At 55.9% G+C, this 20,726-nt stretch carries 19 protein-coding genes and 1 pseudogene; 5 read left to right on the top strand and 15 right to left on the bottom strand.

Translation table 11 applies throughout. The features are described 5' to 3' along the window. The 8 genes from AC2FIP_RS09850 to AC2FIP_RS09815 all read right to left on the bottom strand — a co-directional run bounded on the left by AC2FIP_RS09850 (position 1) and on the right by AC2FIP_RS09815 (position 8,664). The gene (locus AC2FIP_RS09850; protein ID WP_496786204.1) at positions 1-1,050 is read right to left on the bottom strand and encodes an ester cyclase; all 1,050 of its coding nucleotides are present in this window, start codon (positions 1,048-1,050) and stop codon (positions 1-3) included. A gap of 94 nt (positions 1,051-1,144) precedes the next feature. After that, on the bottom strand, positions 1,145-2,485 hold the full coding sequence (hisD, locus tag AC2FIP_RS09845; RefSeq protein ID WP_271949103.1) for a histidinol dehydrogenase: 1,341 nt from the start codon (positions 2,483-2,485) through the stop codon (positions 1,145-1,147). Between the two features lie 11 nt (positions 2,486-2,496). After that, positions 2,497-3,027: an ester cyclase gene (locus tag AC2FIP_RS09840; protein ID WP_142639920.1), complete on the bottom strand. Its 531-nt coding sequence runs from the start codon at positions 3,025-3,027 to the stop codon at positions 2,497-2,499. 132 nt (positions 3,028-3,159) lie between these two features. Then, positions 3,160-4,149 carry a nuclear transport factor 2 family protein gene (locus AC2FIP_RS09835; protein WP_496786203.1) on the bottom strand — a complete coding sequence of 330 codons (990 nt, stop codon included), beginning with the start codon at positions 4,147-4,149 and terminating at the stop codon, positions 3,160-3,162. Positions 4,150-4,327: 178 nt separating this feature from the next. Next, positions 4,328-5,209 (bottom strand): carbohydrate ABC transporter permease, encoded by an 882-nt coding sequence (locus tag AC2FIP_RS09830; protein WP_281972841.1) that lies wholly within the window; start codon positions 5,207-5,209, stop codon positions 4,328-4,330. A 1-nt stretch (position 5,210) separates the two neighbouring features. After that, complete coding sequence (locus AC2FIP_RS09825; RefSeq protein ID WP_496786201.1) at positions 5,211-6,239, bottom strand: carbohydrate ABC transporter permease; 1,029 nt, start codon at positions 6,237-6,239, stop codon at positions 5,211-5,213. A gap of 65 nt (positions 6,240-6,304) precedes the next feature. Next, on the bottom strand, positions 6,305-7,531 hold the full coding sequence (locus AC2FIP_RS09820; RefSeq protein ID WP_271949112.1) for an ABC transporter substrate-binding protein: 1,227 nt from the start codon (positions 7,529-7,531) through the stop codon (positions 6,305-6,307). 83 nt (positions 7,532-7,614) lie between these two features. Next, complete coding sequence (locus tag AC2FIP_RS09815; RefSeq protein ID WP_496786200.1) at positions 7,615-8,664, bottom strand: ABC transporter ATP-binding protein; 1,050 nt, start codon at positions 8,662-8,664, stop codon at positions 7,615-7,617. Between the two features lie 158 nt (positions 8,665-8,822). Here AC2FIP_RS09815 and AC2FIP_RS09810 point away from each other — a divergent pair, with 158 nt between their 5' ends. Continuing rightward, positions 8,823-9,824 carry a nuclear transport factor 2 family protein gene (locus AC2FIP_RS09810; RefSeq protein WP_496786199.1) on the top strand — a complete coding sequence of 334 codons (1,002 nt, stop codon included), beginning with the start codon at positions 8,823-8,825 and terminating at the stop codon, positions 9,822-9,824. Positions 9,825-10,023: 199 nt separating this feature from the next. Here the strand turns inward: AC2FIP_RS09810 and AC2FIP_RS09805 are convergent, their stop codons facing one another. From AC2FIP_RS09805 to AC2FIP_RS09790, 4 genes and pseudogenes are all read right to left on the bottom strand, one after another. Then, a complete protein-coding gene (locus AC2FIP_RS09805; RefSeq protein ID WP_496786198.1) occupies positions 10,024-10,758 on the bottom strand; it encodes a DUF3726 domain-containing protein in 735 nt (244 codons plus the stop codon). Continuing rightward, positions 10,755-12,455 (bottom strand): hypothetical protein, encoded by a 1,701-nt coding sequence (locus AC2FIP_RS09800; RefSeq protein WP_496786197.1) that lies wholly within the window; start codon positions 12,453-12,455, stop codon positions 10,755-10,757. The genes AC2FIP_RS09805 and AC2FIP_RS09800 overlap by 4 nt, the downstream gene beginning before the upstream one ends. A 95-nt stretch (positions 12,456-12,550) precedes the next feature. After that, positions 12,551-13,513 (bottom strand): LysR family transcriptional regulator, encoded by a 963-nt coding sequence (locus tag AC2FIP_RS09795; RefSeq protein WP_496786196.1) that lies wholly within the window; start codon positions 13,511-13,513, stop codon positions 12,551-12,553. Positions 13,514-13,808: 295 nt separating this feature from the next. Continuing rightward, positions 13,809-14,012 (bottom strand): annotated as a pseudogene (locus AC2FIP_RS09790) (IS6 family transposase); the annotation flags it as partial. Between the two features lie 269 nt (positions 14,013-14,281). Between AC2FIP_RS09790 and AC2FIP_RS09785 the strand changes: the two are divergent. After that, complete coding sequence (locus AC2FIP_RS09785) at positions 14,282-14,860, top strand: helix-turn-helix domain-containing protein (protein WP_496691506.1); 579 nt, start codon at positions 14,282-14,284, stop codon at positions 14,858-14,860. A gap of 141 nt (positions 14,861-15,001) precedes the next feature. Continuing rightward, positions 15,002-15,892 (top strand): LysR substrate-binding domain-containing protein, encoded by an 891-nt coding sequence (locus AC2FIP_RS09780; protein ID WP_496786195.1) that lies wholly within the window; start codon positions 15,002-15,004, stop codon positions 15,890-15,892. Here AC2FIP_RS09780 and AC2FIP_RS09775 read toward each other — a convergent pair. Genes AC2FIP_RS09775 through AC2FIP_RS09765 form a run of 3 tightly spaced genes read right to left on the bottom strand, consistent with a single transcriptional unit; the run spans position 15,879 to position 18,090 of the window. Then, positions 15,879-16,451: a thiamine pyrophosphate-dependent enzyme gene (locus tag AC2FIP_RS09775; RefSeq protein ID WP_496786194.1), complete on the bottom strand. Its 573-nt coding sequence runs from the start codon at positions 16,449-16,451 to the stop codon at positions 15,879-15,881. The genes AC2FIP_RS09780 and AC2FIP_RS09775 overlap by 14 nt on opposite strands. Then, positions 16,448-16,996, bottom strand: coding sequence for a decarboxylase (locus AC2FIP_RS09770; protein ID WP_496702615.1), 549 nt, complete (start codon positions 16,994-16,996; stop codon positions 16,448-16,450). The genes AC2FIP_RS09775 and AC2FIP_RS09770 overlap by 4 nt, the downstream gene beginning before the upstream one ends. Continuing rightward, positions 16,996-18,090, bottom strand: coding sequence for a pyridoxal phosphate-dependent aminotransferase (locus AC2FIP_RS09765; protein WP_496786192.1), 1,095 nt, complete (start codon positions 18,088-18,090; stop codon positions 16,996-16,998). The genes AC2FIP_RS09770 and AC2FIP_RS09765 overlap by 1 nt, the downstream gene beginning before the upstream one ends. Before the next feature lie 131 nt (positions 18,091-18,221). Between AC2FIP_RS09765 and AC2FIP_RS09760 the strand changes: the two genes are divergently transcribed. Together AC2FIP_RS09760 and AC2FIP_RS09755 are read left to right on the top strand one after the other, a co-directional pair. Next, complete coding sequence (locus AC2FIP_RS09760) at positions 18,222-19,244, top strand: succinylglutamate desuccinylase/aspartoacylase family protein (RefSeq protein WP_496786191.1); 1,023 nt, start codon at positions 18,222-18,224, stop codon at positions 19,242-19,244. Continuing rightward, complete coding sequence (locus AC2FIP_RS09755) at positions 19,245-20,705, top strand: aldehyde dehydrogenase (RefSeq protein WP_496786190.1); 1,461 nt, start codon at positions 19,245-19,247, stop codon at positions 20,703-20,705. The last annotated feature ends 21 nt before the right edge of the window (positions 20,706-20,726 follow it).

Below are 20,726 nucleotides of genomic sequence, written 5' to 3'. Positions count from 1 at the left end.
TCAGACCTCGCCGACTGGGTATGGAATTTCACCCGCGACACGCGCTTTGTTGAATTCGCGCAGGCGGGCAAAGACATCTACGCCCAGTTGCCGGTACACGTCCAGCAGGTCGACCAACACCCAGTTCTCCCGGATCAGGCCATCTTCCAATCGCCAGAAATCCAACGATCTCATAGTGATGCGCTGGTCAGAAGGGGCGATACCCATCCAGCCGTCATGAGTGATGGTCTGGATCATGTCCGGCCAGCCGGTAACAGCTGCATAATCACCGTCACCAAAGAAATGAAAGGTGATCTCGTCGGCGTATTTGCCTCGGTCCGGCATGCCACCTAGGAAAGGGATCTGGTGCCAGTTGCGAAACCCTGCAATGCCGCGCCCGGTGCCGATCCCGGCGGGCCCGTACCAGTTCATGCGCGGATGCCAGAACCTTTCCATCTCCATCACTTCGGGGCTACCCTGCCTGGGATGCTTTTCCAGATGCTCAAGCATGGAAACGATATGGTCGCAGGAGGCCTTCGATTTTGCCTCATCCCAGGGGCCCCGCACGATACCGTCCAGCGTCGCCGGGCCGGGAATACAGAACTCCTGCCCCAAAGACGGGGCCATCGGCCAGGCCTTCGCTTGCATCATCACTTCGGTAATGTCCCAGAGTGCCTGGATTTCGACAACTTTGCGATCTTCGAAGCGGTAGAATTCGTGGAACCGCATATGGGTCAGATGCCCGGTCGGCGGGATGTCCAACCAAGGGGCGACGAAGGTGCCTACGTAGTGGCCGCCACAGCAGACCCAATCATCGCCATGTTGCGTCGGCCCGCCCATCACAATCCAATCCCGGCGTTCCAGATCGGGCATGGATTTCAAAAGCGGTGAGTAGCAGGCATCATAGAGTTCCTGCGGCCCGGTCAGGTCGCCGAATGGATGGGGCATGTGGATGACGGCATCGGGCGCAATCACCGCCTGCAGTGCAGCTCGGACGCCGGTTTCGTCAAAGTTATACATGGCTTCGCGCAATGGCGCGATCAGGGCCTTATGGGTAGAATGTGTGTCCATTGCGAAATCTCGCATTGTGTTATCTGCTTTTCTTTCAAAACCCGTGGTGCCCGGGCAAACCCCAAGCGCAAGTTCTGCAGCAATGACCTCACTCTTATGAGGACGCGTCTGCAGCCTCGCGATAAGCCGCACCTTCGCCGTAAGGTACGTTGATGCCCCCATAACGCCGGACGCGAATATTGCATTGCTCGGCATGGCCGACAAAGCCTTCCAGCATACACAGGCGTGAGCCGAATTCGCCGATCATTGCCGCAGCCTCGTCGGTAACAACCTTCTGGTAGCTGTGAGTTTTCATGAACTTGCCGACCCACAAACCGCCGGTATAACGTCCAGCCTTTTTGGTCGGCAGCGTGTGGTTCGTGCCGATCACCTTGTCACCGTTTGCAACATTGGTCCGCGCCCCAAGAAACAGCGCGCCATAGCTGGTCATGTTTTCCAGGAACCAGTCGTCACGGTCGGTCATCACCTGCACATGCTCAGAGGCGATATCATCGGCAACTTGCAGCATTTCGTCATAAGTGTCGCAGACAATGACTTCCCCATACTCCTCCCAGCTGACTTTTGCGGTTCCGGCGGTAGGCAGGATGCCGAGGATACGGTCGATCTCGCTCAGCGTTTCTTCGGCCAGCCTGCGCGAGTTGGTGACCAGAACACAGGGGCTGTTGTAGCCATGCTCGGCCTGCCCCAACAAGTCGGTCGCACAAAGTTCGGCATCGGCAGCGGTTTCGTCGGCAATGACCATGGTCTCGGTCGGGCCCGCAAAAAGGTCGATGCCAACGCGACCAAAGAGCTGCCGTTTGGCTTCTGCGACAAAGGCGTTCCCGGGGCCGACCAGCATGTGGACCGGATCAATGGTTTCCGTACCGATCGCCATGGCACCAATCGCTTGGATACCACCCATGACATAGATCTCATGCGCCCCACCCAGATACATGGCAGCGATCACGGCCGCATTGGGCTTGCCCTGAAACGGCGGCGTGCAGGCGATGATGCGAGGCACACCGGCCACTTTAGCGGTCGCAACCGACATATGCGCCGACGCAACCATCGGGAATTTACCGCCAGGAACATAACAGCCAACAGACTGCACCGGGATGTTCTTGTGGCCGAGGATGACGCCCGGCAAGGTTTCAACCTCGATATCCAGCATTGAGTCGCGCTGCGCCTGCGCGAAGTTTATCACCTGTTTCTGAGCGAACTTGATGTCGGCCAGCTCGCGTTCGGTCAATGAGGCAATCAGCTCGTCAATCTGTTCCTGGCTCAGGCGGAAGCTTTCCGGCGAGTAGTCATCAAACTTTTCCGACAGATCACGCACTGCCGCATCACCTCGGGTTTCGATGTCTTTCAGCGTCGCTTCAACGACAGCGCGGGTTTTGGCGTCATCTTCGGCCCGGTCGGCCTCGGGTTTGCCGCTTTTCAGATATTCGATAGCCATTGTCCTAATCCTCAATTTTCGGGCCGGGGCGGAATTTCTTCTCCCCGGTCAAATGTTTCCCACCCTTTGCCCTGGAACAGATCGACGCCAAGCTGCGAGGCGACATGGGCAAAATCGACATTCACCCAGTTGTCGACGATCTTGCCGTCGACAACTTTCCAGAAATCCATGTAACGGATCTCGACGCGCTTGCCGGTGGGCGCAATCCCCAGAAATTCGCCAGAATGGGTTGCTTCCTGGCGGCCAAAAGCTGCCGCCCACTCGCCCATATAAAGCCGGGCCTCGTCGATGCAGGTCTTGTCGGAAAACGCAGCCTGGAACGGGCGTTGCCAGTTTTCCTGGAATTCCTTCAGGCCCGTCTTGGTGCCGCAACCCTGGTTGCCAAGCCAGCGGAACCCTTCGGCGAAGAATTCGCCGATGTCTTCGATACGGTGGTCGTTCAAACCATCGACCATCCCCTCGATCACGGCGCGGGTCTCGTCGGTTTTGCTCATGTCCGTGTCACGTGTCAGCACGGCCTGTTCGGGGCGGGAGCCCTTCATGTTTCTCTTCCTTTTATGGTTACCAAGGGGTCTTCTGTGTGGAGGGCGAGGATTAATCCGCCGTCAGAAAATCCCTTGGCATCCGGTTGAGCGCCGGATGGCGCGCAACGGCGTTATGTCTGGCAGAGCAGCTCATGCAGCCTGCTCGGCGATTTCAGCAAAGAGGTCATAGCCCAGTTGCAACAGCACATGCGGGACATCGACAAAAACCCAGTTTTCGACCAGCAGATCGTCCTCGCGGCGCCACCAGTCACAGACCCGCATGAAGACGCGTTTGCCACTTGCGGACTGGCCGAGGAAAGGTTTCACCTGGACGCCAGTTAACGAGGGCCAACCGCCCGAGCATACGTAGTTACCTTCGCCATAGCGGGTGAAATGCGCCGTCATACCGTTGCCCGCAGTGCCGCCAGACCAGCCTTCAAAGGTGGCTTCGAAAGGCACCTGGAAGCTGGCAAAACTCTCAATCCCGACGAAAGAACCGAAGGCGCCGGGGCCGTACCAGACCATGTTGTCATGCCAGTAGGGGCGCCAAGCCTCGTTCTCGGTAGCAAGCCCGGCCAGCATTTCTGTGACCATACGATAGCTCTTGGCACCCTCCGCAGGATCCTGCGGAGTGGTCAAGATGCCATCATGGCTGGCAGGGCCATGAATCATGCCGGTGAAGCCGCGGGTCTTGCCCGGGCTGTCGGGGATCGGCCATTGTCCAGCGGCCAGCATCAGCTCTGGAATATCGAGGAAGATATAGCTTTCCACCGCCTTGCCGTCCTGCATCCGGTGGAACTCGCCGAAGCGCAGATAGGCAAGCTCGCCTGTGGCCCGGATGCCGAGCCAGTCGCGCGAGAACCGACCAACGAAATAGCCGGTGGCGCTGATCCAGTCCTGCCCGTCAAATTCGCCGGCCATGACGATGTCATCGCGCCGAAAAAGCCCGTCGAAGGCAGCGGCGAGCGGGGCGATGACGTGATCGTGCAGCCCGAGGCCGCCCGCGACCTCATTGAAGGGATGCACCACGTTGACATGTGCACCGGGGGCGAAGAAAGCGTCAAATGCCGGCCGGAAGTTGCCAGGATGGCGTTGTGCTTCGGTGAATTTCAGAAAGGGTTTACGGTCGAGGTTTTTCATCTTCTCTGTCTCAATGGGGTCTGTTCGGGGCGTGTTCGGAGAAGCGCCCCGCAAGGTCCCGCGCGCATCAAAGCAAATGGAATTCGTCCCGGCCGCCGGGTCCTGCACGCAGCCACATTCAGTCTGGCTGTATGCGCATGGGCAGATACGGACTGAGGATGAGTGCGTCCCATCAGAGTTAGCCTTTCACAGCCCCGGCCGTCAGACCGCCCACAATCTGTCGCTGGAAGAACATGACCAGAATGAACAATGGAACTGTGGCTGAAACCACAGCCGCAACCGCGAACATCACGTTACCTTCAGTCTGCGTTGTACCAAGAAACGCGGCAATGGCAGGCACCATCGTGCGGTTGCTTTCGGACAGCAGCATCGCCCCGACGGCAAAATCGTTATAGGCCAGCAGGAACGAGAACAGCCCGGTGGTGATCACCCCTGGCCACATCACCGGAATGATCACGCGACGAAATGCCTGGAACTGGTTGCATCCGTCGACCTTGGCACTTTCATCCAGCTCGCTTGGGATGTTCTTAAAGAAAGAATGCAGCATCCACAGAGTGAACGGCTGGTTGATCGCCACAAGCACGATGATCGTGGTTGGAAGGATCCCCCAGATATTCCATTCGAAGAAAGGCAGCAAATATCCCGAGACCAGCGTAATCGGTGGCATAGCCCGGAAGATAAGTGCCGTGATCAATAGCCAGAACGTATAGTTGTAGGTCGACCGGGACAGAGCATAGCCCCCCAGCGTTCCGATTGTGAGCGAGATGGTGACAACAAAGAAACAGACGATCCCTGTGTTGAGAACATTCCGCCAGAATTCTTCCTGTATCCAGGCGCCCTCGTACCCTGTGGTTGTGAAAGGCGAGCCATAGACGGCTTCGGTCCGTGCTCCGGTGATGGCATTGGTCCAGTCGGCGATCGAAAAGAAATCCAACTCTACTTTGAACGAACCCCAGACCGTCCAGAGGAACGGGAAAGCGGCCAGAACGAACCATAGGATCACAAATAAGGACGAGGCGATCCGGAGACTTCTAGGCATTCTTTGTGCGCGGCTGGCCATATTATCTTGCTCCTTTGAAGTCGCGCCAGGTGCGGACAAGCACGGGTGACAGCAGAATGGCGACTCCGATTATCGTGATCACAGAGGTCGCGGCCGCGGAAGAAAGCTGCCGGGTTTCACCGCCTAAGTCGTTGAAGATGAATGTACTAAGGGATTGTGCGTGCGCACCTGCGCTGAACCCGATTATCGGTTCAAACACCTTGAAGTTGTCCATCAACTGAATCAACGCAACAAATGTGACCAGTGGCATGAGATGAGGAACGACCACGAACTTAACCTGTTGCCAGCGGGTTGCCCCGTCTATCTGGGCGGCCTCGATTTGATCCTGGGGCAATGTTTGCAGCCCCGCATAGAACACGACAAATGCAAATGGTGCAGCGTGCCAAACTCCATAAACCATCAGCGCCACCCACATCAGCCCGGTTGAGGCCTTCAGGCTGAAATCCGGATCCCCGGCCAGATATACCAAGGCGTTGCCGATGACCCCGCGGCTGTCAATCATCCAGAACAGGATAAGCGAGCCAATTAACGGAGTGACGATCATCGGCAGAAGCGAAAAGAAGATCAGCAGCCCTTTGAGATTTCGGTGCAGGGAGTTGATTGCCAGCGCAATCACCAGCCCCAAAAGGATTGTGAGCGGCGTCACAACAAACGTGAAGGTCAACGTAAAAGCCATTGCCCTGTAAAAGGGCAAATTACCGATCTTTGAGAAGAAATCGCCCCAGGTTTCATTCGCAGCCCAGATCTGGCCAATTTCCTGGATCGCCAGGTGGCCACGGTCCAGGTAAATGTCCAATCCGACAAATCGGCCCAGTGGTTTCTCGGCGCGAAGGGCGGCTGTTGCCTCTTGATCAATCGTGGTCTCTGTCGTGCATCCAATCAGGGGGGTGCAGCTTTCGACCTCTAACAAAACGGCCGGATGAGGCGCGAAAATGGATTGGGTCACCACCGAGACTATCGGCATCGCGATGAACAGCAGCATCGCAAGCCCGGTGGGCAGGAAGAACCACAGGAAGGTCTTATGGCGCATGTCGCAATCCCCACGTGAATTGGTTTGTGCGGGCGGCCCTTACAGACGCCCGCACGAGTCAGGCCCTACTGGAGGAAACCTTGTTCGATGGCAGCGGCGCGATATGCGGCTTCGACATCGGCCAGCGCCTGCTCAGCGCTTTCCTTGCCTTGCATGAAGTCTGAAAGTTCATTGCCTAGCGCGCTGTGCATCAGGCCCATGTAAGGCAACATCGGATAAGGCGGTGTGCCCATTTTGGCAGCCTCAAACACGCCTTCGGCGTCCGCACCAGGCTCGTAGCCTTCGATCAACCATACCGCCAGCGGCGTGGTTTCATCGTTCAGCATGTCAGGACGGATACCGTGTTTCATCGCGATGAACGTAGCCTCGGCTTCTTCATCCGAGATGTTCTTGCCGACGGTCCAGCCGTCCCACCACAGGGTCGATGCCGGCGTCGACCCTCCGCCGACTGTCAGTGGTGCGCCGATCGCATGACCGTCGATCACTTCCTGAAGCACGCCTTCGGTCGTGGTTTGCTGCGATGCGCGTGAACCCCACATATTCATGATTGCAACGTTACCAGCACGGTATTCGGCATTAGTGGCATTGGAATCGTGGGTCAGGAAGTCGGGGTTCATGTATTCCGACAAAGCCTTCATCATGTTCAGCGCATTGACACCAGCCTCAGAATTCACGTTGGGCTCGGCTGTTCCGGCTTTGAAGTGGCTGCCGCCATAGCCAAGAAAAATGTTGTTGAATTCCTGTGCCAGATTCCAACCCGACGCATAGGCGCCGCCAACCGGGTTTTGCATGATGCCCTGCTCGCGAATGGCTTTGGCCGCTTCGAGCAATTCTTCATAGGTTGTCGGCACTTCGACACCGGCCTGTTCCAACACGTCCTTGCGATACATCAGGTGCTGAGCATTCGCCATGAACGCCACGGCCATAATGTCATCACCAATCTTGATCAACTGACCTGGCTGCAGGTCCTGACCATGCTGTTCCACCAGATCGTTGAGCGGCCGAATAACATCTTCGTTCATCAACGCCACGATCGAGCTGTTGGCGATGATGGCACTGGTGTATTCAGACGGGTTTCCGGACAGACCAGCCACGTTGATGGTCTGGTGCTCGGAGGTCAGGTTTGAATCGACCGATGCGCCTGTGCATTCTTTCGCGCCGGTTGCGACGGCCTGAATGGCCGCAAATTCGTTACCAACGATATTCACGCGCCCGCTAATTTCACAGGCATAACCTGCGCTGGCGGCAAAGGCGGCCAAGGACCCAGCCAATGCTATTTTCTTCAGAAACATTTGTATTCCTCCCTAGGTAGATGGGTGCATCTTCGAAGTCTGCACCTGCATTAAACCCGGCAATGCGGGTTTGGATTTTCTGTTCAGCGCTCCAAACGCGTTCCGGTTTGCGCATCAAACAAGTGGCAGTAATCGGTGTGGATATGGATTGAAACCTGATCATCGATTTCAGCGCGATAGGTTTTGTCGGCTTTGACCGAAACCAGCGCGCCACCGATCCGAACCGAGACCATCGTGCTGTCGCCCAAAAGCTCCTGCGTGTAGATGGGCCCGTTAATCTCGCCGCCGCTTTCCACGACATTGGCGTCCTCGGCGCGAAAGCCCAGCGTAATCGGGCCGTCCGACGCGTTCAGCCCATGCACCTCAGTGTTCTGAGCCCGAAACACCCCATCTTGAACCTGACCATCGATAAGGTTCATTGCAGGGTTGCCAATAAAGCTGGCCACAAAAGTGTTTGCGGGTGCATCGTAAATATCGGTCGGAGAGCCAACCTGCTGCACGATACCCTGCTTCATGATCACCACACGATCGGCAAGGGTCATCGCTTCGATCTGGTCATGAGTCACGTAGATCGTGGTCACGGCAAGCTCGTGGCTGAGGTTCTTGATCTGCGCGCGCGTCGAAACACGCAGCTTGGCGTCAAGGTTTGACAGCGGTTCGTCCATCAGAAAGACATTTGGCTCGCGAACAATGGCGCGGGCCAAAGCGACGCGCTGACGCTGGCCGCCCGACAGCTCTGCCGGTTTGCGATGCAGAAAGTCATCCAGTTCGACCATGGCCGAAGCGCGGCGCACTTTTTCGTCATGTGTGGAAGGGTCGATGCCGCGCACCTTCAGCGGGAACCGGATATTCTCATAAACATTCATGTTCGGATAGAGCGCGTAGGACTGAAACACCATGGCGACATCGCGGTCCTTGGGCTCCATGTCATTGACACGCTCGCCATCTATCAGAATGTCGCCCTCGCTGGCGTCCTCCAAACCCGCAATCATGCGCATGGTCGTCGTCTTGCCACAGCCTGATGGGCCAAGAAGAACCAGAAACTCTTTATCGGCAATAGTCAGGTCGAAATTATCCACCCCCACAAACGATCCCCAACGTTTCCCAACACTGCGAAGTTGAATTTCGGCCATTCTGTCCTCCCATGTGCACTTGTCGTGCATACGTTTGCAAGAGCATAGACATCTGATGGAACATCAGGCAAGCTTTTTTTGCATGCGTTTGCAAATCTACGTTTCACTATACTGAAAACCTGTGCTCAATTCCTGGTAAAGCACTGAAAGAAAAGAATATGCCTTACGAAGCCGAGAAAAATATTGTTCTGGATCTTTATGAAGCTCTGAGCCGAGCTGAAGAATCAGCGATCCATGACGTGATCTCGAAATATTGCGCCGATGACTATCTGTGGCGCGGATTCCATCCCTTTGACGAACTGCATGGCCCCTGTGACGTAGGTGCCCAGTTCTGGCTTCCGCTGAAACAAAGCCTGACCCGAATGCAGCGCCGCATGGACATATTCATGGCCGGAGAAAACGAGATGGACGGTTTCACCTCGGTCTGGGTTGTATCAATGGGCCATCTCATGGGGCTGTTCGACAAAGATTGGCTAGGTATCTCGCCAAACGGCAAAATGACATTTCTGCGCTATTGCGAATTCAACAAGGTCGAAAACGGGAAAATCACTGAAACGGCGATGTATTTCGACATACCTCATTTCATGATGCAGGCCGGATTGCAGCCGTTCCCGCCTCAGACAGCCGCGCAGCTCGTGCAGCCGGGGCCCATGACCCATGACGGCCTGATGGTCGGTCCGCAACCTGCGGCGGAAGGAGAGCGGACTCTAGCGGCCATCAACTCTATGATCTCCGATCTGGGCCAATGGAACAGCGGCCTCAGCCTTGAGGACGAGCTACGGCGCACATGGTCCGAAGACATGATCTGGTGGGGGCCATCCGGGATCGGGGCGACCTACACGATCGAACGCTACGCCCAACAGCATGCAGGCCCTTTCCGTGCTGGTTTCGCTGACCGGTCAAAAACCAAACACATATGCCGCCTGGCAGAGGGTCATTATGGCGGTTTTTTTGGCTGGCCGAACTTCACAGCCCGTCCAACTGGCGGGTTCATGGGAATGCCTGCGACTGACAAAGTCGGTGAATTTCGGGTGATAGATATCTATCGGCGAGACGGGGATAAGCTGGCCGAGAACTGGATATTCATCGACCTTTTGCATTTCTGGAAACAGCAGGGCGTGGACATCCTTGCCAGAATGTCCGAGCTACCGCGAACATAACCGGCAGGATTGACGCACATCAGACCTTGGCTCTATGCACTACCCCTGGCTCATGGGGCGCAGGGTCAAAAGGTTCTTTGGCGACCCAGCGCAGATTCAACAGAACATCATGCTGAACGAGTTCCGGTCCGACGCCGCCCCAATCGGGGCGGCATTTTTTGTTTGCAAACGGAGCAAGCGCTGGCTCATATCCCAAGCCTCACATGGGCCCCGCGCCTGAGCGGGATTGCGTATCCGAGCGAACGAGAATGGGCCAAGCGGCGGCGTTCAGGGCGTCCCATTGGTCGGGGTCAACCTCAATCCCCTGTTCCAAGGCTTGGTTATAGTTGGCTGCTAGCTGCGCCGCCGAAATCTCAAACCGCTGAAGTTCGGGTTGCTCCACCTGACGTGTCACCGCGTCCGCCAGCAATGCAGGCTGATTTGTGCAGATGATAGTGACGGTCGAGATTTCTTTGCTGTCATCTGCATTATCCAAACGCCAGTAGTACGGGAAAGTCGCGCCGCTTTCAAAGCTCGCTCCGTGTGATCCAACCTGATCTTTCCAATAGGCTGAGATATACACGCCCAACTGCGCGACCATCGATAGGCTTCGCAGGATTAGGCCAGGATAGCGGCAGTTGGCCAGCTCAATGATCGCAAAGCCCGACTTATTGGCCTTGGAGTGCATTAGATAAGCCGCCAATGAGCCGTGCTCGCAGACATCCGCGCCACCTGCATCAAGAACGGCGATGTCGTCATTTTCGAACACCAACCGCGGGGTCGCTCCACCCTTGGGGGACAGTGGTGGTAGGGTGATACGGTCGAACCCGCTCAGACCCGCCATTTGCAACCAAGTGACCAATTGGGCAGCGTCCTCATAGTCACCAATCTCGTGCCCGGCTCCTTCGTAGGCGCGGGACAGCGCGGTGATCATTTCGTTACGGGATACTTTCATGCCTGTGCCTCCTCAATCTGCGGTTTCAGTGGCAGGAACCAGCTTTCATAGGTCTGGCCGATGTCATCAATCAGCGGTGCCCCCTGATACATTGTGTTACGGACCCATAGCTTCGAACGAGGGTCGAACTTGCTGACGCCAAAGAAAGCAAGCTTGCAGCGCAACAGATCCATGGGGCGCACGTTCCGGTCCGCAAGGTTGGCTCGGATTTCGGCGTATTTGTGCCTGCTCATGGTTTGGATGCGACGCACGATGCTTTTCAGAGCTGGGCGGCGCAACAGGAAATGAATGACGTCACTGCCTGGATGCTCTTCAAGGTCTTCCAACAACACGTCATAGCAGGCGCGAACACGGCGACCGATGGGCAACGGCATTTGTTTCTCAATCCCCGGATCAGCACCGGCAAATCCCAGCCGGGGCTCCAATTTTTCTTCCGAGCGATACCAGAACGCATCCGATTTTTCCGGGTCTGAGAAGTCAATTGCCAACGCCCAGTCATAGCGATCCTCGATCAGTGTGCGCAGCTGATCGGTGGCCATGTCGGGGTCAATCACCGGATTGGGGAGGACCGTAAAACTATCTTCCAGATCGTTCACCAGTTCGGGATGAATCTCCAGGCATAAAGCGTGGATAAGTTCCTGAGTCTCCAGACTCCAGACGTCGCGGGCATGATCCGACAGTACTGACCAAGTTTCCAACGCATCACCCTGCGCCGATAGCCAGACGCGCACTTCGGCAAGTTCCGCTATCAGAACCCGGTTGCGTTCGAGCTGCTCTTCGTCCGCCGTGCGACTTTCGGTGAAATGTTGCTCGGCCCGGTCGATCAGGTCATGGAACAGCTGGATGCGCCAGTCGGTCGGGGTGGCTTTGTGCAAGACCTGCGCCAGTGCTGTTTCACGCATCTCGATCCACTGGCTCAGCAACTCCCCATGGTTCACCAGATAAGGCGCCATTCCCAGGCCGGTCGAGTTTCCAATGCCAAAGAAGCGCTTGAGCCGATCGTCCAGTGCCACGGCGGTTTCGGGCGCGCGAGACTTCGCGATGTGATCCACCTGATCCAGGCTGAACTGACGCAGCATGTAGCAAATGAACATCTCGGGCGCGAAGGGGCGGTTGAAGTCGGCAAACTTAACCCGCACCTTGTTCCAGTCCGCCATGCCCAGCTTGCCGCTGCCATAAACGGCAGTAGTGCGGTACAGGTATCCCACATCAGCGATCCGCTCAGCATCGGGCTGGCGCCCGGCGGTGAGCTCCTCCAGCACATGGGTGAACAGGCGCGAACTGCGGTTGGCCCGCGACAGACTGAAAACACGCGCATCCACCCTGCCCGCTTCCTGCCGAGGCACGTTGCCGCGCATGTCTTCCAGCCAGATGTCGTCTACCTCGCCCTCACAGAGCGCCATGGTCAGATCCCAGCTGGTGGCGATCACGCGGTCGTTGCGATCTTCGTCTGACAAGAAATTTGAAAACAGCACAAAGCTGAATACATCATTTGGTGTTTCGATCCGGTAGATCGCGGTCCCATAGCCGTCGTTGTCGAGATCGAAGCGTTGGCGGTCGATGGACCATTCCTCTTTCATGATGCGGCGCACCAGTGTGCGCATGAAGCTGAGTGTCGACGAATGCAGCGTCCCCAACCGCGCGAGGTCCATGACCTCGGCTTCGGGGCGCATTCTGTCGGAAATTGCAGCAAGCATTTGACCCTCCTAAGACTGATTTGCGTTGGAGGAATGCTTGGTCGGAATGGGCCTTAGAGTAAAATTTGAATATTTTGCGCACTTATTTGCAGAATTTATAATTCATCAGCATTTGCCTGAACCGTATTGTTCGGGAACATGGCAGACATCTTGTGCGAACGGAGTTGCAAAAATTTTAGAAACTCATTTGCGGCGGTCGGCAGTGGCCGTTTGCCCGAGGTAATAAGGCACAGATCGCGATTCAGATCGGGTTCGGAAAGGCTGCGGTAAACCAGCGACGGGTTTAGATAATCCGGCGAGGCCAGTGCTGGCAACGCCGACACTGCCATCCCCTGTTCGACAATTCCGACCAGAGCGGCAATGGTCAGTACCGTAAAGTCCGGATCGGATACGGAAACGGGCAGCCCCCGCACGCCATCGGTAAGGCGGCTGATCCCGGTATCAGCGGCCATGCCGACAAAAGACTGATCTTCAAGACAGGCCCATGCCAACCTGTCTTTGCGCCGCGCCAGCGGATGATCCGCGCGGCAGATCAAACCCACGCGATCCCGGAGGAAGGGAGCATAGGTCAAAGCCGGATTGTCGGACCACTTGTTTGCAATCCCGAAATCAGCCACACCGTTCAGAATCTGGGTTTCAACCCCACGCCCGTTATCGTCCTGAATTTGCAGCGAGACATCCGGCTTAACAGTCGCATAATCACGGGCGGCCCGCGGCAATACCCGAATTGCGACGGAAGGCAGTGCTGCGATACGCACCAGGTTGCGCTGTTTCCTGGCACTGCTCCGTGCCGAAAGGATCGCCGCGTCAAGGCCGCTCAGGATGGCTTCAGCCTTGTGCAGAAACTCTTTTCCCTGAGGTGTCAGAGAAACGGAGCGAGTGGTACGTTGCAGCAGAGCCGCTTCTACGTTTTCCTCGAATTGCTGGATGCTGAGGGTCAGGGCAGGTTGGGAAATGGCGAGTTCGTCCGCCGCCTTGCTGAAAGACCCGCATTTCGCTACCTGAACGAAAGCACGAAGCTGCTTAAGCGTTACATTTCTGGACACCGACCTGGACATAGACGGAGTCTACACCAGCCACGCAGCGAGTGCCTGCGAATTCGCCCCTCGGCGTGACTTTCTGCAATACATCAGACACATGACGGGTTGAGGCACTGATGCTATTACAGCTTGAAAGGCAAGCGCCAGATGCCAAAATCGGTGTGATGGGCGGTGCTGCCTGACTAATTTGAAATAGCCTCAGTTGGAGGGTTTTGTTGCAAAGTTTTGAGCACGAAGAGCTGTTTCAATGATCGGATTGGAGCTAGACGGTCAGCTCAGCGAATTGTTTGAATGAACAGAGTCCGAGCCTGCATGGTCCTTTGCGTCTGTGCACTGGATCAGCAATAGCGCCGCAATATCGTGTGACCCACTGGTTCAGCGTGGTGTGGTCAACTGAGACCCCGCGCTCTGCCATGATTTCTTCATGATCACGATATGAGACTCCGTAGCGGACGTAGAAGAACGCTGAGAACAGGAATACATCCTTCGGATATTGTGCGCCTTTAAAGGAAATCATGAACCGGCTTTCGACTTGATATGACCAGCAGTCATTCACGCGCTAATTGCGAATGCGTCGATGGTCAAAAGATTGCAACATTTTCCGATCAACAACCTGACCAAGCCCCAAATACAATGACCAGTCAGCTGAACAATCTGCTGGTATCGGGAATCCAAAAAGTGTTCTGAATACTCGAGCCTTGACGCATTTTCGAATTAGGGCACTGATGTTGACATCCCGGATGCGCTGTATCCATATCCTGAATTCCATGATCGGCAGCAAAAATAGTGGAAAAGAAAAACTGCACTGAAAGTGAAATAGGTCAGACACTGCAACGGTTACGCCAAGAGCGTGAACTTAAGTTGGGTGACCTGGCTACTCGGGCACAGGTGTCCACTGCGATGATCAGTCGTATAGAGAATGGTAATGTCTCACCTTCGCTTGCGATGCTGCAATCACTGGCGGATGCCCTTGATGTGCCATTGGTGGCATTGTTTGCACGCTCAGACGCGGCAGCAGATGTGCATCACGCGCGTGCCGGGGATGGTCTCCAGGCGCGGCGTATCACTCAGGGGCACACGCATAACTACCTTCTGTTGGGTAAGCACAGCGCACCCCAAGGGACGTTCCAGTCGGCACGGATCAGTATTTCAAAAGAACAATCAGACAATTTGCCCGGCTATCAGCATGAAGGCTATGTCTTCATATACATAATCGAAGGCCAGGCAATCTATCGTTGCGGCAGCGAAGATTTTGATATGTCAGCGGGAGATACGTTGAGTTTTGATGCCAAGCTTCCGCATGGTTTCCGTAAAATCCACTCGCAAAAGATCGAATTCATTGCCGTCTCTACTCGTCAGCAATAGTAGGGCATTCCAGATACACAACCCAATTTGGCGCCAACTAAGTGATATCGCATGCTGGCCAGATTTTTGAATTTCGAATAACCATATCTTATGGGTCGAATCTGACACCCTAAATGACAAGGCAAAAACCACTGAGGCCAAATGAACATCACATTCCGACAAGTTGACGCGTTTCGAACGGTGGTCTCGACCGGGACTGTGACCGAGGCCGCAGCGATGTTGGGTGTTTCTCAACCTGCAGTCAGCCGGCTGATCTCTGATTTCGAAGAAGAAGTTGGGTTTCCACTTTTTCAGCGTGTCGGCCGTGTGCTGATACCCACAGACGAGGCCAGATTACTGGTTGAAGAGGTGCGCCAAGCCGTTAGCGGTATGGAACATATTAAGGATTCTGCCACAGCTATTGGGAAATTTGGCCACGCGCGCCTCAATCTTGTGATTACGCCTGGCGTTTCTTCGCAGCTCGCGCCAGACTTGATAGGGAAATTTGCTGCCACTTGCCCACATGCGATGGCCCGAATGGAAATCGCCCCCAGCGATGATGCAGTCGAATGGATGGTGTCCCAGAATTATGACTTTGGCATCACGACAACCCAACCGGCGAATCCGTCATTTGAAAGCCTTGTGATCAAAGACAGTGATGTGTGCTGCGTGGTTTCGGTGGATCACGCCTTGGCCGACAATGCTCTTGCCCAGGCGAGGGATCTGGCAGATGAAAGTTTTATTTCCTATATGCCTTCCTCTCGCTTTCGCTATGAAATCGACCAATTTTTCGAAGCAAAAGGGATTGCACGGCGCATGCAGTATGAGACGCGCACAACCGACTCTATCTGCAGGCTGGTTTCACGTGGTTTGGGAGTTTCTGTCGTCGGCGCCAGTCTGGACTACCTCAAGACCATTCCAGGTTGCGTGGCTATACCATTTGCCGCGCCGTTGAACTTCCGGGCTGTTCTATTTTGGTCAAAGAACAAGACCCTGTCTGCCGTTGGAAAGTCTTTTCTGAACATCGTCCAATCAGATCTCAACGCCGATTGAGAGCCGCCCGAAAAGTGGATCGCGCCTGCGCGCTGTGGATATAGGCATAGTCGCGGGGATAGGACACGCCTGCCTTTACCTCCATCGAAATGAACTGCGGGCCCGACAAAGATAATACCTGTGGTGCCGCTTCGGAAAACCGGTCGATATCCGTGAAACGTTGCACACCCGCGTACCCTGCAGCCCAGGCCATAGCAGCGAAATCAACCATGTCCGCCCCAGGCAGAGGATGCGCTCCGTTCACTTCGTACACCCTGTTGAAAGATAGAAAGTGATACAGGTTTCTTGCCCCGGCACTGGCAATTGTGACCAATGTCCCGAGGTTCATCAACAGACTGCCATCACCATCCAGAACAATCACGCGCCGATCTGGATTGGCCAACGCCAGCCCCAATCCGTGAGATGAGGCCTGCCCCATCGCCCCGACTGCGACATAGTTCAGTTCACGTGGGTTCAGCGCCAGCCAGTCGAAACAGCTTTGATAGACTGCGACCACAATATCGTCGTCGCGAACATGAGGGATCAGCGCCTCGAGCGCCGCATCTCGGTGCATTGTCATGGTGTCTCCGGGGGGCGCCCGATCAGGAAAATATGGGGTTTTGACGATGTATAGGCGGCCTCAACGGCCTGGCAGATATGCGCCTCATCTCCGGGTTCTTCGATCAGCGAATGCGACAGTTCCATTGCATCCAGCACCGGACGGACGATCCTGACTCCGTAAGAGGCCGAGTAATCTGGGTGTATATGTGGCTCTTTTCCTTGCAGACCCACCATCATCACGACCGGTAGTTCGTAATCCACCCCGATAGCCCGGATTGCATTGAGAGAATCCATCAATCCTGTTTGCTGCATCATCAAAAGCGCACGGGTTCCGTTATAGGACATAGCCCCACAGATACTGACACCTTCATCTTCCTTGCAGATGCGGGTCAGACGAAATTCCGGATCCCGAGAAATTGGCCATAGCAACCCATCACTGGTAACAATATCAGGCAGGGCCACAATTTCACGCACATGCGCCGCCTTAATTTGTGCCAGAATTGCTGCACCAGAAGGATGCGCCACCTTTGGCACATCCGCCGCCACCCTAGACGAAGCGACCATCACGCGCCTCCGCCCAGAAATCTTGCAATACCGTCCCGCGCAATCCTCAGATCGCGCATATGTCCGACAGTAATGCGCAAATAGTCCCCGTATGCGGACGAGGCGAACCGCCGCACCGCGACCCCTTGCTGCAAAAGCGCGCTTGTGGCCGCTTCTGCGGATTTTTGCATATCGGGAAAATGAACCAGAACAAAATTTGCCTGACTGGGTATTACGCCCAACCCAAGTGCCTGCATCTCGGCGCTGATCCAGTCCCGGCCCCTACGGTTCGCATCGTGGACATAGCGTGTGTGCGCCTCATCTTCCAATGCCGCAATCGCAGCTGCAGCAGAGGACGACGCCACTGGAAAAGTCAAACCGACCCGACGAACAGCATCGATGATGTCATCGGGCCCGTACATCCAACCCACGCGCGCGCCGGCCAATCCGTAAATCTTGGAGAACGTCCTGCAGATGACGACATTTTCCGCCTGTTCGACCAAAATATGGGCGGGTTCATAATCCGGCGCGTCGACGTATTCTTCATAAGCTGCATCGATGATCAACAAGACGTTGTCCGGCAGTGCAGCATGCAGGCGGCGAACTTCAGTTCCGCTCAGGTAAGTACCTGCAGGGTTTTCGGGGTTGGCCAGATAAACCACCCGCGTCCGATCGGTCAACGCATTGATCATACGGTCAGCGGATGGTTTGAAATGATCATCTGCAACCGACACAACCTCGGCATCGTTGGCATAGGCGTAGTTCGGGACCTTCAGATAGCCGTTTGCACTGCGGATCAATTCGGTACCGGGTCCAAGATATGCCCGCGCCAGCCGCGCCAGCAAGTCGTCGGACCCCTGCCCTGTTGTGATGCGCGCCGCATCCAGTCCGAAATGGCTCGCGATTGCCGGGGCAAGAATGTGATCCGGATTTTCCAGATAACGTTCAATCGAGCTGGCGGCAGCCCGTGCCGCGTCTCGGGCAATCGGACTGGGACCAAACGCACTTTCGTTTGAATTGAGCAGGACTGCGGAGGGCGGCGCGATATCGGCCGCCTCGCTCACCATATGGGGTTTGATCCTGTCAATTCCCGCTTTCGCGAGGGCAACGGTCATTCATGTCCTCCTGCACCAATAGGCGGGGTGGGTTGTGATTTTCCTTCATATCACATAACTAGTCATTTTTAGCAATTCACTTTCTTTTATGTTATGATATTGATGTGCAGAATACCACCCTAAGGACTCACATGACTGATCCCCACGCGACCTCTAACAGCAGGCTTCATCTCACAACGGATCTGGACTTACCGGGACGGAATACCGGTGATCTGATGTTGAAATGGTCCGACAATGCTGTGCCCCTTGGGTATTACCCCGTTCCGGTCATCAGCATCCGCGGACAGCCGGGGCCTGTCGTGTTGATGCTTGGGGGAACTCATGGTGATGAATTCGAAGGTCCAGCAGCTATCCTTCGGCTTGCAGCGCAACTTGATCCGTTAAAGTTGACCGGACAGGTCATCCTGATCCCAGCTCTGAACGCGCCGGCGGTTCACGCCTCTTCGCGTGTTTCGCCGCTAGATGGTCAAAACCTGAACCGCGCATTCCCCGGAAATGCAGACGGCGGCCCAACCGCCATGCTTGCCCATTTTATTGAAACTGAAATGATCCCGCGGGCAGATGCCGTGATTGATCTGCATTCCGGAGGCAAGGCATCAGTGTTCGAACCCTGCGCGTTGGCTGCACGCACAGACGATGCGCAGCTCACTGCAGCCAATATGGAATTGGCTCGGGCCTTTGGGTTGCCGTTGATCTGGGTACTCGGTGCGAACAACGACAACCGATCTGTTAACTCCGCCGCGGCTCGGGCCAAGATCCCTATGATCGCGGCGGAACTGAGCGGTGGCGGCGGTGTCGACCCTGATGTGACCGATCTTGCTGAGGCTGGCCTGATGCGTTGCCTGCGTCATCTGGGTGTTCTACCCAGCAGATCCTCGGAATCTGTCCCGACGCACTGCGTAGAAATCGCGGACCCAACGCACAGTCTCTACGCCCCTGCCGATGGCCTGTTTGATCGACGCTGCTCCGCCGGACAATATGTCGAGGCCGGAGCATCTGCTGGCACGCTCTTTTTTCCGGCCGAACCGGATCGCCCACCGTTGGATCTGAGGTTTCCAGCTTCGGGTCTTGTTCTTGCCCATGGCAATCGCGGTGTGGTGCGCCGGGGCGATTTGCTGACCTTGGTGGCGCAACCTCTGCCCGAGGGGCCATAGATGCGGACCTATTCGCCATTCATCAACGGGTCATTTCTACCCTGGGCCGCTGAAACACTTCCGAGTGTTAACCCGGCCACCGGCACTGAATGGAGCAAGATCGCACGATGTGGCGCTGAAACAGCCGATCAAGCCATACGAAATGCCGACCGCGCCTTTCGGGAAGGCCCATGGGCCAACACCAGCCCAAATGACAGGGCCTATGTTATTGATCAGCTTGCCGATACTTTGGAGACCCGCTGGCAGGAACTGGTCGAGCCCGAGATCCGCGACAATGGCAAGCGGATCTCCGAAGTACGGGGGCAATTTGCCGGATTGCATAGCTGGTTTCGGCATTTCGCAGCACAAGCTCGCAAAATGCAGCCCGAACAACAGGCAAATACAGTCCTCGGTGTGAGCAGCGTAGGCCACTACATCCCCTATGGCGTGGTTGTGGCAATAACACCTTGGAATTCTCCTTTGATGATCCTTGCGTGGAAGCTGGCTCCGGCACTGGCGGCGGGCAACACGGTTGTTGTCAAACCATCGGAAATGGCGTCAGCCTCAACGCTGGAATTTGCCCGGCTTGTACATGAGGCTGGGTTACCGCCTGGCGTCCTTAATGTAGTGACTGGGCTCGGCTATGAGGTTGGCGAGTCGCTCGTTCGCCATCCATTGACCCGCAAGGTGACCTTTACCGGGTCAGATCTCGGAGGATGTAAAGTCGCCGAAGCAGCGGCGGCGGGTGTGGTCCCGACAGTGCTGGAGTTAGGAGGAAAATCACCGCAGGTTGTGTTTGCAGACTGTGATCTGGACAACACCGTCAACGGCATTCTCTCTGGTATTTTTCTGTCTAATGGACAGACCTGTGTCGCCGGGTCACGTCTAATCGTCGAAGCCAGCATGAAAGAAAACTTGTTGGCAAAACTGCTGTCACGGGCGCGCGACTTACGTCTTGGTGATCCGATGGAGCTTGAGACTCAGATTGCTCCGCTGGCCAATGAACCGCACCTGCGCAAAGTGACCGAAATGATTGCACGGGCAAAGGCGGATGGGGCTGTTTGCCTGTTGGACGGGCTTGAAGCTGCAGCTGGGCGAGACGGGTTTTTTGTTGGCCCAACCATTTTCGACAATGTGACGCCCGACATGCAGCTCTGGCGCGAAGAGGTGTTCGGGCCGGTGCTGGCGGTTACCTCATTTGATACAGAAGCCGAGGCCATCGCGCTGTCCAACGATAGCGACTATGGGTTGGCCGCCGGTGTCTGGAGCACGGATCCCGCCAAAGGCAAGCGAGTGGCCGAGGCTATCGTAGCAGGCACCGTTTACATCAATCACTATCGCAGCGTCGATCCCGCCAGCCCTATTGGCGGGGTCAAGCAGTCCGGATATGGGCGAGAACTTGGCCCGGACGCGATCAAGGATTTCTGTCAGATCAAATCCGTCTGGACCGGCGCAGCGCCGGTCCCGGATCCGTTTCCCTGATCTGTCAGCACCAATACGTAC

It is taken from the genome of Ruegeria sp. CDSB114 (genome assembly GCF_059611025.1).
This window is presented reverse-complemented; position numbering and strand designations above follow the sequence as displayed.